We start from the raw sequence: 13,292 nt of genomic DNA on the forward strand, positions 1-13,292 counted from the left end.
CCCCCTACAGCTTGTTGTGCAGAGAAATCAGAGAATCTAAATGATTCAAGTTGAGCATTAGTTTGTGGAAGCGAGGCTCGGTGATGTCTCACTGGTTCCTGCAACTCACTCGCAATAACCCTAGTGTTGGTGGTTTTGGCAATCAGGGTGGCGATGTACTATGCCTTTGGGGTGGTAAGCTATAGGTTTTGTAGTAAGGAATCAGCTCAAAAAAAGGGGCTTTTATGGCCCCTTTTTATCGTTCTTAGGTCCGACAAACTTAATTGTCTCCCGACAGACTTAATTGTTTTCTATCACTGGTGTTACCAATTGGTCTCGCGCTCCGGGCTGGCGGAGATTTGGTGGATGCTCAGATCGGCGCCGTTGAATTCTTCTTCATCGCTGAGGCGGATGCCGACGGTTTTCTTGAGTAGCCCATACACGATCCAGCCGCCGGCGAAGGCAATGGCCACCCCCAGAGCGGTGCCGATGAGTTGCGATAGGATACTCACCCCACCCATACCGCCCAGCGCCTCGCTACCAAAGATACCGGCGGCAATACCCCCCCAGGCGCCACACAGGCCATGCAGTGGCCAGACGCCCAGCACATCATCGATTTTCCATTTGTTTTGCGTCACGGTGAACAGGTACACAAACATACCACCTGCGATGCCACCGACTACCAGTGCGCCCAGTGGGTGCATGATGTCCGAGCCGGCACATACGGCCACCAGGCCAGCGAGCGGGCCGTTGTGGATGAAGCCGGGGTCGTTTTTGCCCATGAAAGTGGCCACCAGCGTGCCGCCCACCATGGCCATCAGTGAGTTCATGGCCACGAGGCCCGAGATGCCTTCGATTTTTTGCGCGCTCATCACGTTAAAACCAAACCAGCCAACGATCAGAATCCACGCACCCAGCGCCAGAAAGGGGATGCTTGACGGTGGGTGGGCGGCGATACGGCCTTCTTTGCTGTAACGACCGCGGCGTGCACCAAGATGTAGCACGGCGGCAAGGGCAATCCAGCCGCCAACCGCATGCACGACTACCGAGCCGGCAAAATCATGGAAAGTGGCGCCAAAGCTGGCTTTCAGCCAATCTTGCAAACCATAGTTATTATTCCAGATCATGCCTTCAAAGAAGGGATACACCAGCCCCACCAGCAAAAATGTGGCGGCAGTTTGCGGGTGAAATTTGGCCCGCTCGGCAATCCCGCCCGAAATAATGGCGGGGATCGCGGCCGCGAAGGTAACGAGGAAGAAAAACTTCACCAGCCCATAGCCGCTGGCGGCAGTGAGGGTTTGCACCGGCCCGAGCAAGCTCACGCCATAGGCCACGCTGTAGCCAATGAAATAGTAGGCGAGGGTGGATACGGCAAAATCGGTCAGGATTTTAACCAGGGCGTTCACTTGATTCTTTTTGCGTACCGTACCCAGCTCCAGAAAAGCAAAGCCGGCATGCATGGCCAGAATCATGATGGCGCCCAGAAGGATAAACAGTACGTCCGTACTGGTGCGAAATGCGTCCATGTGTGCTCTCTCAAATCGTCATTTTTATGGCGCGTTTGCTAGCAAAGTTTGTGCCAATGCGCGGGCATGGTGCAAAGCCTGATTTGCTGCGGCCTTGTGGTGCGCGCGGCGTGCTGGGTGTGCGTATTTATGGTGCGCGGTACTTGTTGCGCACAAAAATAGTGCATTTTGAATGAGGGGAGTGGCGATGAAGTTGGGAGCGAAATTCAGGCTGAGGGGTATGTGAATAAACGAATTTTAAGACAATCTTTTGGTGTCTATACCTGTATGGGGTATTCTGAATCTGGGCGTAAAAAAACCCGCCGCAGCGGGTTTGGGCTAGCTGGCGAGCACTTAGGCTTTTTGCGCGCGCTCGTAGCTGGTCATGATTTCGGCTTCGGCCGCAGCTTTGTCGCCCCAACCGGTAACTTTCACCCACTTACCTTTTTCCAGGTCTTTGTAGTGTTCGAAGTAGTGTTTTACCTGGGCCAGCAGCAATTCTGGAATGTCTTCCAGTTTTTCGATGTGGGCAAACATCGCGCACACTTTCGGTACTGGTACGGCAATGACTTTGGCGTCCATGCCTGATTCGTCTTCCATGCCCAGCACGCCCACCGCGCGGCACTTGATCACCATGCCTGGGGCCAATGGGAATGGGGTGTACACCAGAACATCGACTGGATCACCATCCAGCGACAGGGTGTGTGGCACGAAACCGTAGTTCATCGGGTAAGACATCGAAGTACCCACAAAGCGGTCAACGATGATGGCGCCCGATTCTTTGTCGAATTCGTATTTTACCGGTGGCGCATTGGCTGGGATTTCGATAATAACGTTGAAATCTTCCGGCAGATTTTTGCCAGCGGCAATTTTGCTGATGTCCATTGTTTCAATCCTGCAGTGTGTAAGTAGGAAAACCGCGCAATTATATCTTGCCACCTGCCAAAGCGGTGAGCCGGTGGTGGGCTGTCATGGAAATTTCCTTATTTTGCACTGCAAAATTAGAGCTTGTTGCCAAGCGCATATACAATAAAGCAAGTAATTCTGACGGATGCCCCCACCATGAAAGCCCACTACCTCGCCGCCTTGTTTGATCCGCGTTCCATCGCCGTGGTGGGCGGCTCGGAAACCCCGGGCTCGGTGGGGGAAAAAGTGATGCGCAATCTGTGTGAATCTGGCTACACCGGCAAGGTGTATCCGGTGAATCTGCGCCATCAGACGGTCTTTGGCCTGCCTACGGTCAAAACACTGGCCAAGCTCAGCGAAAAAGTCGATCTAGCCATCCTCACTACACCCAGTAAAACGCTGGTGGAGCTGATTGAGGCCTGTGGCAAGCAAGGCATCCGCTTTGTGATGATTATGTCTTGGGATTTTGTCGGTACTGATGCCAAGGGCAAAGTGGTGCTGGATAAGCTTTTGGCGCGAGCGCGCCAGTATGGCATCCGCATTCTGGGCCCCACTGCATTTGGCTTTGTGCGCGCCCCCAGCAAGCTATTGGCCTGTAATTATCAGGGCAAAGTAAAAAACGGCAGCATGGCGCTGGTGTCGCAGTCGTCGGCGGTGACTTCAGCGATTCTGGATTGGGCCGAATCGCATGAATTGGGTTTTTCGTCGGTGGTGTCGCTGGGCGCGGCGGCAGACATTGATGTGGGCGATGTGCTCGATTATCTGGTGGCCGATCCTAAAACCAAATCCATTCTGCTGTATATCGAAGACCTGAAAGACGCGCAGCTCTTTATGTCGGCGCTGCGGGCCGCTTCGCGCTCGAAAGCCGTGCTGGCGCTGAAAGTGGGGCGCTATGAAAACCACACCCTCACCACCGGTAGCACGCATTCCGAACGCCTGATCGGCAGCGATGATGTTTTTAACGTCGCGCTCAAGCGTGCGGGGGTATTGCGGCTGCGTTCGATTAATCAGCTGTTTACCGCTGCGCGGGTGCTGGATGGCTCGTATAAAACCAAGGGCCGCCGACTGGCCATCATTACCAACGGCATTGGTGCCGGCATGATGGCGGTAGATCGGGCGCATGAATTGCATGTGCAATTACCGCGCCTGAGCGAGGCCACCATCGCCGAGCTGGATCAGCTCTTGCCACCGCAGGCGCAGCATTTTAATCCGGTGGATATTCTGGGCGACGCGGGGCCAGAGCGCTTTAAAGCAGCGACGGAAATCGTCTTGCGCGATCCGAATGTCGATGGCGTGCTAGTGGTATTTACCCCGCAGGCGGGCACCAATGATATGGCCACGGCCGAGGCAATGATTGCGCTGCGCAAGACCACCGATAAGCCGATTTTGCTGTCGTGGATCGGCGGCAAAAAAGTGGAAGGCAGCCGCAAGCTGCTGGCCAAAGCGCAGTGCGCCCATTTCAGCGCGCCGGAAAGCGCGGTAGAAGTGTTTTATTCGCTGGCCTCCTGGCAGTACAACCAGCAGCTCTTGCTGCAAACGCCGGCACCGATGAATGATATGGCGCCACCCGATTTTGAAACGGCACGCATGATTGTCGATTCGGTGCTGGCCAGCGGCCGCACCGTGATGGACGAGGTGGAATCCAAAGCGCTGCTGCGCTCGTTCCATATCCCGGTTACGCTCACAGTGCGGGCCAAATCGGCCGATGATGCCGTGACTGCGGCGATGGGGCTGGGCTTGCCGGTGGCGCTGAAAATCGATGCCGAGGGTATCATCCACAAAACCGATATTGATGGTGTGGTACTGAATGTGGGCAGCCTGGTGCAGGTGGCCTCGGAGGCGAACAAAATGCTGGCCAAGGCGCATGATCGCCTCGGTAGCGATAAGGTGCGCGGCCTGGTAATTCAGCCCATGCATGGCAAAAAATCCGGCCGCGAGCTGATGGTGGGCGTGGCCCGAGATCGCGCCTTTGGGCCAGTGATTACCTTTGGTTTTGGTGGGGTAACGGTCGAGGTATTTAACGATGTGGCGGTGTCTTTGCCACCGCTGAATGAATACCTGGCTGAAAACCTGATTCAGCGCACGCGGGTGAAAAAAATGCTCGGCGCCTTCCGTGGGCAAGCGCCGGTGAATTTGGATGCGGTGAAGCATGTGTTGCTGCGCGTATCGGAAATGGTGTGCGAGCTACCGCAAATCCAGCAGATGGATATCAACCCGCTGGTGGCCGATGAGCATGGCGTGATCGCGGTGGATGCCAAGATTATCCTGGGGCCCGTGCCGGAGCAGGTGCGCCGCTACAGCCATATGGCCATTCACCCTTATCCGGCGCATCTGGCCAGCATTACCCAGCTGAAAAACGGCATGCCCATGTGCTTGCGCCCGATCCGGCCGGAAGACGCCGCCCTGATCGCCGAATTTGTCCGCAATTTATCCGATGAAAGCCGCTACAACCGCTTTATGAATACGCTGAAAACCTTGCCGCAAGCCCTGCTAGCCCGGTTTACCCAGCTCGATTACACCCGCGAGATGGCGATAGTGGCCACGGTGGAGGCGCATGCCGGCGAAATGATCATTGGCGTAGCACGCTTTACCGCTAACCCCGATCGCGATAGTTGCGAATTTGCGGTGGTAATTAGTGATGATTGGCAAGGCAAGGGCTTGGGGGTACGCTTGATGGACGCGCTGTTTAATGCGGCGCGCGATATGAATCTGAAGGTCATCGAGGGCGAAGTGCTCACCAGCAATAAAACCATGCTGGCCTTCATGAAACATTTGGGCTTTAGCATCCAAACACACCCGGATGATGATGGCCTCAAATGGGTGGTTAAACAGCTCTGATCAATCTTTGAGAAACAGGAAATCGGCATGACTGCAATTATCGACATCGAAGGCATCGGCGAGAGCTACGCCGCCAAATTACAAGCCGCGGGCGTTAGCACCGTGGAGGCGCTGCTGGAGCAAGGCCGCACCCCGAAAGGGCGCGATACGCTGGCAGAAACCACCGGCATCAGTGGCAAACTGATTCTGAAATGGGTGAATCACGCTGATCTCTTTCGCATCAAAGGCGTAGCCGGCCAATTTGCCGAGCTGCTGGAAGCGGCGGGTGTGGATACCGTGGCAGAGCTGGCGCGCCGCAATGCCGCTAATCTGGCCGATGCGCTGGCGGCGACCAATGCCGAGAAGAAACTGGCCGGCAGCACCCCGAGCCTGACGCAAGTCGAAAAATGGATTGCCGAGGCCAAAGAGTTACCTCGCGGCGTTGAGTATTAATTAGCCCTTCTCAGGCAGTAGTCCCAGGCGGCGCAAGCCGCCTTTTTTGTTCGAGCCGCGGCGCACGCCCGTGGTGATCCTCGCCGAAGCGGCTACTGCCGCTGGCTGATCCGGGCCAAACCGAGTTGGTGTCTGACCCCGCCGCGTGGCCTCGTTGGGCGCCACGGCGGCATGTTTTTTAGGAGTAGCAAATGGCCACGATTGATTGGCGCACGATTCTTACCCCACCCACATTAGATAAAGCCACGATCGCCTCTCTGGTCGTCACCGCGGTGTTTATTGTGGTGCTGTTGGTGGTGCGCTTTTTGGCCAAGCAGGCGGTGATGCGCCGCACCGATCTTAGCCCGGAAAACAAGCGCCGCTGGCTGGTGACGCTGCGCAATCTGTGGCTGGTGATCTGGCTGATTGGGCTGTTTATTATCTGGGGCTCCGAGCTGCAAACGCTGGCCGTTTCCATGGTGGCGATTGCCGCGGCGATTGTGCTGGCCACCAAAGAAATGATTATGTGCCTGATGGGCTCGATTTATCGCACCAGCACGCATACCTTTAGCGTCGGCGACCGGATCGAATTTAACGGCCGGCGCGGGCAGGTGATTGATACCAATCTGCTGTCGTTTACCCTGAATGAATCCAGCCACGCCACCAATCAGCAAGGTACGGTGGGGCGGCAGATTACTTTTCCCAATAGCCTGCTACTGGGCAACCCGGTGTTTAATGAAACGCGGCAAGGTCTGTTTGTTTTGCAAACCGTGCACGTCGAGATTGAGCGTGGCGCCGATTGGGCCAAGGCCGAACAGGCACTGCTGGCCGCGGGCGAGGCTATGCTGGCCGAATATCGGGATGAATTAGAGCAACACTTGGCCACGCTGGCCAGCGAACAAGCGGTGAATCTACCCCCTAGCGAGCCACGGGTGCGGCTGGATCTGGATGAGGCCGACACCATCGCTTTGCAATTACAGCTCTTGGTGCCCTTGGGCCAGCGCGCCAAAATCGAGCAACAGATCTTGCGGCAGTTTTTGCGCGCCACACAGTCAGCAGGGTATGAGCCAGTAGGCCTTACGCAATAATAGCTAGAGTGATATACGGCAATGGGTATGATCACAAAGCTTGTTATCTGACTGCAATCTGTCCGTCATATAATGGCGGATATTTATTCACGCGCATCTGCAGGAGTTCGCATGGCTGTGCAACGGGGGGGCGAGCGCGCCATCTGGCGGCAAATCGCCGCGACTTTGGCTAATGAAATTGCCGCCAAAACTTTGCAAGGCCAATTGCCGGTTGAGGCCGCGCTGGCCAGCCGTTTTGCGGTGAATCGGCATACGGTACGCCGCGCGCTACAAGCGCTGGAAAGTCAGGGCTTGGTGCGCATCGAGCAGGGCCGCGGCACTTTTGTGCAGGAAGACCTGATCGCCTATCGCATGGGCCGGCGCGAACGCTTTTCGCATAGCTTGGCCTCGCAGCGCCTGCAAGGCAGTAGCGAAGTGGTGGGCCACAGCGAAATCAGCGCCAATGATGAGCTGGCGCGCATTTTCGAGCTGCCAGTGGGTAGCCCCTTGCTGCAGATTGATTTGCTCGACAAGGTTGAGCAGCAGGTGCTGGGGGTGTGTACCGAGTATGTGCCGCTACCGCGTTGCGCTGGGGTGCTGGCCGCGCTGCAGGAAACCGGCTCGATGGTGGCCGCACTGACGGCCGTGGGGATCGAGGGCGTCAATCGTCGCCAATCGCGCGTTACCGCTCGCATGCCCAAGCCGCAAGTGGCAGCGCAGCTGGCGCAGCCCAAATCGCAGCCGGTGTTGTATGTCGAAAGCGTGTACCAAGATGCCGCTGGTCAGGTGGTGGAATATGGCATTACCCGGTTTGCTGGCAATGCCATTGAGCTAACAATTACCCCTGACTAATACCCTGCCACGTATTGCTCTCAAGGCTATTGAATATAAGCCTTGTAACGATATACCCATAATGAGCAAGCCCGCCATTCCTTCGCTATGCTGAAGTAAGCCGGTTGGGCGGCTGCAGTGTATCCCTGACTGCGGTTCAGCCGGTAGGCGCGTATGATGCGCGCCTCATTTCGGCGGAGCCCGCGGTCTTGCTGCGATTTTTCTTCCTCTTTGTCTGTAGCGGCAAGCTCGCCGCGATGGGCCGCGCTGCGTTGCAGCGGGTCATGCTGGCGCTATGCCTGCTGATCGGCTCGGGCGTGGCCGGCGCGCAGCCGCAGGTGTTTTTTATCAACCCCGGGCATGCCGATGAAGCCTTCTGGCGCACCTCCAGCGCCGCCATGCAGGCTGCTGCGCGCCAGCTGGGCTTTGATTTGCAGGTGAGCTATGCCGGGCGCGACCCTTTGCGCGCGCTCGAAATCGCCCGGCTCTTGGCCGCGCGCCCGCGCGATACCCAGCCCGACTTTATCTTGCTGAGCAATGATTTTGGAATCGCCCCCGATTTGCTGGGGCTGCTTGCTGGCACGCGCAGCCGGTTTTTCCTGGTGTATAGCGCGCCGGATCGGCCCGAAGAAATCGCCCGCGTGGGGCGCGCCCGTGAGCGCATCTCGCATTGGCTGGGCTCATTAGTGCCCGATGCCGAAATGGCCGGCTATCAAACCGCAAGCCGCTTGATACAGCTGGGGCGCGCCAGCGGGCTGCGCGCGAGCAATGGCAAATTACAGCTATTGGCCATCGCCGGCGATCGCGCCACCACCAGCTCCATCTTGCGCACCCGCGGGATGCAGCGGGCGATTGCCGCCCACCCCGATGCCCAGCTGGTGCAGCTGGTGTATGGCAAATGGTCGCGCGCCAAGGCTCGCGAACAAAGCCAGTGGCTGTTTGAGCGCCACCCCGAGGCGCGGCTGATCTGGGCGGGCAGCGATCAGATGGCTTTTGGCGCGATGGATAGCCTGCGCGCCCGCGAAGGCGTACCGGGGCAAGATGCGCTGTTTACCGCCATTAATACCTCGCCGGCGGCCTTGGCCGCGGTGCAATCAGGCGAGCTCTCGGCCTTGGCCGGTGGGCATTTTATGGCTGGCGCCTGGAGCCTGGTGGTGCTCTATGATTACTTGCATGGGCGCGATTTTGCCCACGATGAGGGCCTGACGCTGCAACAGCCGATGTTTGCGCTGCTGACGCCTGCGCGGGCGGCGCGGCTAATGCGGCAATTTGGTCAGGATGATTTTTCGAGTATCGATTTTCGTCGCTACAGCAAGGTGCTCAATCCCAAGGTGCGCCACTATGAATTCACTTTGCCCAGCTGGTTAGGCTCATGAAACCCACTCTGCATTTTCAACCGCTGGCCCACCAGCTGTTACGCCAGATTATGTGGCTGGCTCTGGCTACCGTTTTGCTGATGGGGGGCGTGCGGGCTTGGCTGGTGTATCAGCAAAGCCAGACCGAGCAGCGCAATATGCTGCGCACGGTGGCCGAGGTGTATGTGCCGCAGCTGGCGGTGAGCGTGTGGGATATTGAGCCGGCCAATCTGCGCAGCTTGCTCCTGAGCATGGTGCAGTACAACCGGCATATCGCGTATGTGGAATTACAGCTGCGTACCGGGCGGGTGTTTCGCGCCGGCGATCAGGCGCATACCCACGGCAGCCCGCCGCTGGTGTTTGCGCTGTATGCCCCTGATGCGGCGCAGTATCCGATTGGTGAGCTGCGGGTGTATGCCGATCGGGAAGCGTATCAGCATCAGCTCTGGCAAAGCGTGGGGCTGGCTATTGGCGGCTATCTGCTACTTACCATCACCATCTGTGGCTGGGTTTTGCTGGTGCTGCGCCGGCATTTGCAACAGCCCTTGCAAGAGATCGCCAGCTTTGCCGCCAATCTCAATGCCGAAGCCTTGCTCACTCCGCTAAAACTTACCCCGCGCCCGCAGGCGGCGCCCACCGAGATTGATTTGGTGGCCAGCAGCATCGATATGCTGCAAAACGAGCTGGCCCAGCACATCAATATGCTGGATCAGCGGGTGGCCGAGCGCACCAGTCAGCTGGAAATGGCGCTGCAGTCGATTCAGTTGTTATCGATGACCGACCAGCTTACCGGCTGCTACAACCGGCATTATCTGAATGAACAGCTGGATCATATCTTTGCCAGCGCGGCGCAGCAGCCGGTGGCGCTGGTGTTTACCGATATTGATCATTTCAAGCGGGTGAACGATACCTACGGCCATAAAACCGGCGACGATGTTTTGCAAGCGGTGGGGCAGACCTTGCGCGGCGGCTTGCGCGGCGAGCAGGATTGGGTAGCGCGCTATGGCGGGGAAGAATTTTTGCTGGTGCTGCCGCAAACGGCTTTGGCGCGCGCCGGCACGGTGGCCGAGCGACTACGCCAAAGTATTGCCGGATTGGCTTTTAGCCACCGGCTGGGCGAATTTAGCGTGAGCAGCAGCTTTGGGGTGGTGGAGCAGCGGCCGGGCGAGAGTCTCAATAGCCTGCTCGAGCGTGCCGACCAGCTGCTGTATCGCGCCAAACAGCGTGGTCGCAATCGGGTTGAGTTGCAGGATACCCCGTAAGTTATACTCGTCTAGATTCTGATTGTATTGGCTTGTAGGGCAATACCCTTGCTTGCTTGCTCAGGCACGGCGTCGGGCAAGCGCCTCCGCCCGGGCGGCGGCGGCCAGTGGGCGAGTTACGCAGCCGGTAGCGTGATCGTTGACTAACCCCATGGCCTGCATAAACGCATACATGGTGGTGGGGCCGACAAAGCGCCAGCCGCGTTTTTTCAGGGCTTTGGAGAGCGCCAGCGATTCAGCCGACTGGGCAATCACCTGCGGGCCAGGGTCGCTCGCCGGGGCGTAACGCCAGAAAAAATCCGCCAGCGAGCCAGCTTCGGCCACCAGCTCCAAAGCGCGCTGGGCATTATTGATAGTGGCGGTGATTTTGCCGCGATGGCGCACAATGCCCGCATCGGCCAGTAGGCGGGCGACATCGGCCTCGGTAAATTCGGCCACCACGTGAAAATCAAACTGGGCAAAGGCAGCGCGAAAGTTCTCGCGCTTTTGCAAAATCGTGCGCCAACTCAGCCCCGACTGAAAACCTTCGAGGCAGATTTTCTCAAACAGGCGCTGATCGTCTTCTACCGGAAAGCCCCATTCCTGATCGTGATAGGCCAGATATTGTGCGGTGGCGCTGCACCAGGGGCAGCGCGGTTGGCCATCTGCTGGCAGATATAAATTAGTCATAGGGCACCGGTGGGCAATAGAGAGCCTCAGTGTGCCGCGCCGGCGGCACTTTGCCAAGCAATGCAATGGGCGGGTGGCGCCGCGTGGGGAAGGCAAGTTGCTAGGCTGATTTTGCCCGGGGGTATCGATGCACACCCCAGACCAAATCAGCACTTGCTGGCTATACGGTAGGGGGTATTTAGCCCTTATCCGCTTTGCCGGCCGCTTGCGCGAGCTTGGCTAGCTGGCAATCCAGCCACCACGGCGCCTCTTCGCGGTCTTCCATCGCTTCTTTGCGGCGAATGGCGTTGCGCACCAGCTGGCTGCCCACCCAGCGAAACGGCTCGGGCGGAAAATAGCCGCGCGGACCGTGCGTTAGGCCGCTGCGCGTCCAGGCGTTATCCAGCCCCAGCACCAAGCTACTGAGAATCTGCCCGCCCAGATAGCTTGGCCCCACGCCATTGCCCGAATAGCCAAAGCCGTAAAAGACGTTATCCGTACCGCTGAGCCGGCCAAAAAATGGAAAACCGGTCACCGAGCGATCAGAAGCGCCATTCCAGCTGGCGGCAATCGGCACGCTGGCCAGCGCCGGGAAAAACCGCCGTAGGGACTGTTGCAGCTGCGGCAAATAGCGGCTGGGCTGATCAAACTCGGCCAGCATGCGCCCGCCAAAGGCAAAGGTGTTGCCGCCTTTGCCCAGCATCAGCCGGCCATCGGGCGTGCTGCGCCAGTAGTGCACGAAAATGCGCGAATCACACACCGCCGCGCCATGTTGCAAACCCAGCTCCGCCAACGTGGCCGGCACCGGCTCGGTGATCAGCATATCGGACGACACTACGGCAATCGTGCCGGCAAACTCGCGAAATTGCCGCCCCATCCAAGCATTGGTGGCCAGCACCACCTGCCGCGCTTGCAGCTGGCCGGTGGGGGTGCTGAGCTGCGCCGGATGACCGCGCGGGCTATCCAGCGCGGTCATCGGGCTGTGCTCATAAATCGTCACCCCCAGCTCACGGGCCACGCGCGCGAGCCCCAATACCAAGAGGCCCGGGTGCACGCTGCCCGCCGCCGGGCTATACACGCCTTCGAGCATGGCGGTGGAGCCCGCCAGTGCTTGCACTTGCTCAATTGGCAACGTGCGCCAGCTACTCGCTTCCTTGGCCGCCAGCGCAGCCATCACGCCTTGCATGCTGCCGCGCTGGCTGAGATTGGTGGCGGTATACAGTGCGCCATCGACCCGCACTTCGGCGTCAATGGCGTAGCGGCGGCAAAAATCGCGGATAGCGTACACCGCGTCTTCCGACGCACGTACTAGCCGCAGCGCTTCGCTTTCGCCAAACAGTCGCCGCAAGGTCAGGTATTTGGCCGACCAGGTTAAGAGGCAGCCGCCATTGCGCCCGGAGGCACCGGCGCCGATCCGGTCTTGCTCGATCAATGCCACCCGCAGCTGCGGCTGCGCTTGCTTGAGCATGATGGCGGTCCATAAACCGGTGTAGCCGCCCCCCACGATGGCCACATCGCAGCTGTGCTCGCCCTGCAGCACTTGTGGTGGTGGCGGAGCAGCCCGGCGGTAGGCATCGGCAAACCACCACGGGCGAAACGCGCTGGGTGCATCACTGGGCGGCGTGCGGGGGAGGTCGGCGGCGTTCATGCTGGGCTCTCGCCGCGGGCCAGGCGCTGATTGATCGCCGCAATCACCGCCGGCAATTCGGCTACGGTATCAATCACATAATGCGCGCCGGCTTGGGCGAGTTTTTCGGCCGCGCGCTGGCGGCGTTGTTGTTGCTCGCTGATGCTTAAGGCCAACCATTCGCTTTGGCTTAAGCCCACTTCATTGCCCGATACGGCCAAACCCACGGTCCACATCCCGGCATTCAGCCCTTCGGCGATGCCCACGGCGGTATCGTCGACTTTCACGCAGGCGGCAACATGCTTGATGCCCAGCTCAATCACATTGGCCAGCGCCATCCATGGCCCCGGGCGCGCGCCGGCGGCCAGATCATCGGCGGCAATCACGCAATCGGGCGCAATGCCCAGCTCGGCTGCCAAGGGCAGCAGCGCATTCATCACGGCGCGTGGATAACCGGTGCAGCTGCCGATTTTCAGCCCTTGCGCCCGCAGCGTGGCGAGGGTATCGAGCGCACCCGCAATCGGTTGCGAATACGCCCCGACGCGGGCGATCTGGAGCGGCATAAAAATCTCGTAGATCTGATCCACATCGGCGTCGGTCATCGGCGCACCAAATTTGGCCTGCCAGCGGCGGGCAACGTCGGGGAGCTGGCCCAAGGTCTGGATATGATCCCATTTGGCCATGCCCATCGGCACCCGGGCTTCGGCCAGCGACACTGGCAGGCCGATCTCGGCGAAGGCATCGACCAGCACTTGGGTGGGGGCAAACGAGCCGAAATCGACAATGGTGCCGGCCCAGTCAAAAATCACGGCTTCCAGTGGGCCGCAGTAGCGACGTTGATAGGTGTAAGTGTGTGCAGTCAT

At 58.8% G+C, this 13,292-nt stretch carries 11 protein-coding genes; 6 read left to right on the plus strand and 5 right to left on the minus strand.

What is annotated here, in order from left to right:
• Positions 1 to 302: 302 nt before the first annotated feature.
• Positions 303 to 1,505 carry an ammonium transporter gene (locus QV747_RS08205; protein ID WP_028449268.1) on the minus strand — a complete coding sequence of 401 codons (1,203 nt, stop codon included), beginning with the start codon at positions 1,503 to 1,505 and terminating at the stop codon, positions 303 to 305.
• Positions 1,506 to 1,838: 333 nt separating this feature from the next.
• Positions 1,839 to 2,369, minus strand: coding sequence for an inorganic diphosphatase (gene ppa / locus QV747_RS08210; protein ID WP_028449269.1), 531 nt, complete (start codon positions 2,367 to 2,369; stop codon positions 1,839 to 1,841).
• Between the two features lie 177 nt (positions 2,370 to 2,546).
• On the opposite strand from ppa, the gene QV747_RS08215 reads away from it, so the two are divergent.
• The 6 genes from QV747_RS08215 to QV747_RS08240 all read left to right on the plus strand — a co-directional run bounded on the left by QV747_RS08215 (position 2,547) and on the right by QV747_RS08240 (position 10,154).
• Positions 2,547 to 5,228 (plus strand): bifunctional acetate--CoA ligase family protein/GNAT family N-acetyltransferase, encoded by a 2,682-nt coding sequence (locus QV747_RS08215; RefSeq protein ID WP_028449270.1) that lies wholly within the window; start codon positions 2,547 to 2,549, stop codon positions 5,226 to 5,228.
• 27 nt (positions 5,229 to 5,255) lie between these two features.
• Positions 5,256 to 5,660, plus strand: coding sequence for a DUF4332 domain-containing protein (locus QV747_RS08220; protein WP_047391447.1), 405 nt, complete (start codon positions 5,256 to 5,258; stop codon positions 5,658 to 5,660).
• 191 nt (positions 5,661 to 5,851) lie between these two features.
• A complete protein-coding gene (locus QV747_RS08225) occupies positions 5,852 to 6,727 on the plus strand; it encodes a mechanosensitive ion channel family protein (RefSeq protein ID WP_028449272.1) in 876 nt (291 codons plus the stop codon).
• A 111-nt stretch (positions 6,728 to 6,838) separates the two neighbouring features.
• Entirely contained in the window at positions 6,839 to 7,558 is a 720-nt protein-coding gene (gene phnF / locus QV747_RS08230; RefSeq protein WP_028449273.1) for a phosphonate metabolism transcriptional regulator PhnF, read from the plus strand.
• A gap of 188 nt (positions 7,559 to 7,746) precedes the next feature.
• On the plus strand, positions 7,747 to 8,913 hold the full coding sequence (locus tag QV747_RS08235; protein ID WP_273432032.1) for an ABC transporter substrate-binding protein: 1,167 nt from the start codon (positions 7,747 to 7,749) through the stop codon (positions 8,911 to 8,913).
• Positions 8,910 to 10,154: a GGDEF domain-containing protein gene (locus QV747_RS08240; RefSeq protein ID WP_028449275.1), complete on the plus strand. Its 1,245-nt coding sequence runs from the start codon at positions 8,910 to 8,912 to the stop codon at positions 10,152 to 10,154. The genes QV747_RS08235 and QV747_RS08240 overlap by 4 nt, the downstream gene beginning before the upstream one ends.
• Before the next feature lie 60 nt (positions 10,155 to 10,214).
• Here QV747_RS08240 and QV747_RS08245 read toward each other — a convergent pair whose 3' ends face one another.
• The 3 genes from QV747_RS08245 to phnX form a co-directional block, all read right to left on the minus strand.
• On the minus strand, positions 10,215 to 10,823 hold the full coding sequence (locus QV747_RS08245) for a DNA-3-methyladenine glycosylase I (protein ID WP_273432035.1): 609 nt from the start codon (positions 10,821 to 10,823) through the stop codon (positions 10,215 to 10,217).
• Positions 10,824 to 11,001: 178 nt separating this feature from the next.
• Entirely contained in the window at positions 11,002 to 12,450 is a 1,449-nt protein-coding gene (locus tag QV747_RS08250; RefSeq protein ID WP_273432037.1) for an FAD-dependent oxidoreductase, read from the minus strand.
• On the minus strand, positions 12,447 to 13,292 hold the full coding sequence (gene phnX, locus QV747_RS08255; protein WP_273432039.1) for a phosphonoacetaldehyde hydrolase: 846 nt from the start codon (positions 13,290 to 13,292) through the stop codon (positions 12,447 to 12,449). Before phnX ends, QV747_RS08250 begins: the two co-directional genes overlap by 4 nt.

Source organism: uncultured Chitinibacter sp. (assembly GCF_945957625.1).
Lineage (GTDB): Bacteria > Pseudomonadota > Gammaproteobacteria > Burkholderiales > Chitinibacteraceae > Chitinibacter > Chitinibacter tainanensis.

Bases quoted from the DNA above. Each gene is read 5' to 3' on its own strand.
- ppa (WP_028449269.1), bottom strand. From the start codon at position 2,369: ATGGACATCAGCAAAATTGCCGCTGGCAAAAATCTGCCGGAAGATTTC.
- phnX (WP_273432039.1), bottom strand. From the start codon at position 13,292: ATGACTGCACACACTTACACCTATCAACGTCGCTACTGCGGCCCACTG.
- QV747_RS08215 (WP_028449270.1), top strand. From the start codon at position 2,547: ATGAAAGCCCACTACCTCGCCGCCTTGTTTGATCCGCGTTCCATCGCC.
- QV747_RS08250 (WP_273432037.1), bottom strand. From the start codon at position 12,450: ATGAACGCCGCCGACCTCCCCCGCACGCCGCCCAGTGATGCACCCAGC.
- QV747_RS08240 (WP_028449275.1), top strand. From the start codon at position 8,910: ATGAAACCCACTCTGCATTTTCAACCGCTGGCCCACCAGCTGTTACGC.
- QV747_RS08220 (WP_047391447.1), top strand. From the start codon at position 5,256: ATGACTGCAATTATCGACATCGAAGGCATCGGCGAGAGCTACGCCGCC.
- phnF (WP_028449273.1), top strand. From the start codon at position 6,839: ATGGCTGTGCAACGGGGGGGCGAGCGCGCCATCTGGCGGCAAATCGCC.
- QV747_RS08205 (WP_028449268.1), bottom strand. From the start codon at position 1,505: ATGGACGCATTTCGCACCAGTACGGACGTACTGTTTATCCTTCTGGGC.
- QV747_RS08225 (WP_028449272.1), top strand. From the start codon at position 5,852: ATGGCCACGATTGATTGGCGCACGATTCTTACCCCACCCACATTAGAT.
- QV747_RS08245 (WP_273432035.1), bottom strand. From the start codon at position 10,823: ATGACTAATTTATATCTGCCAGCAGATGGCCAACCGCGCTGCCCCTGG.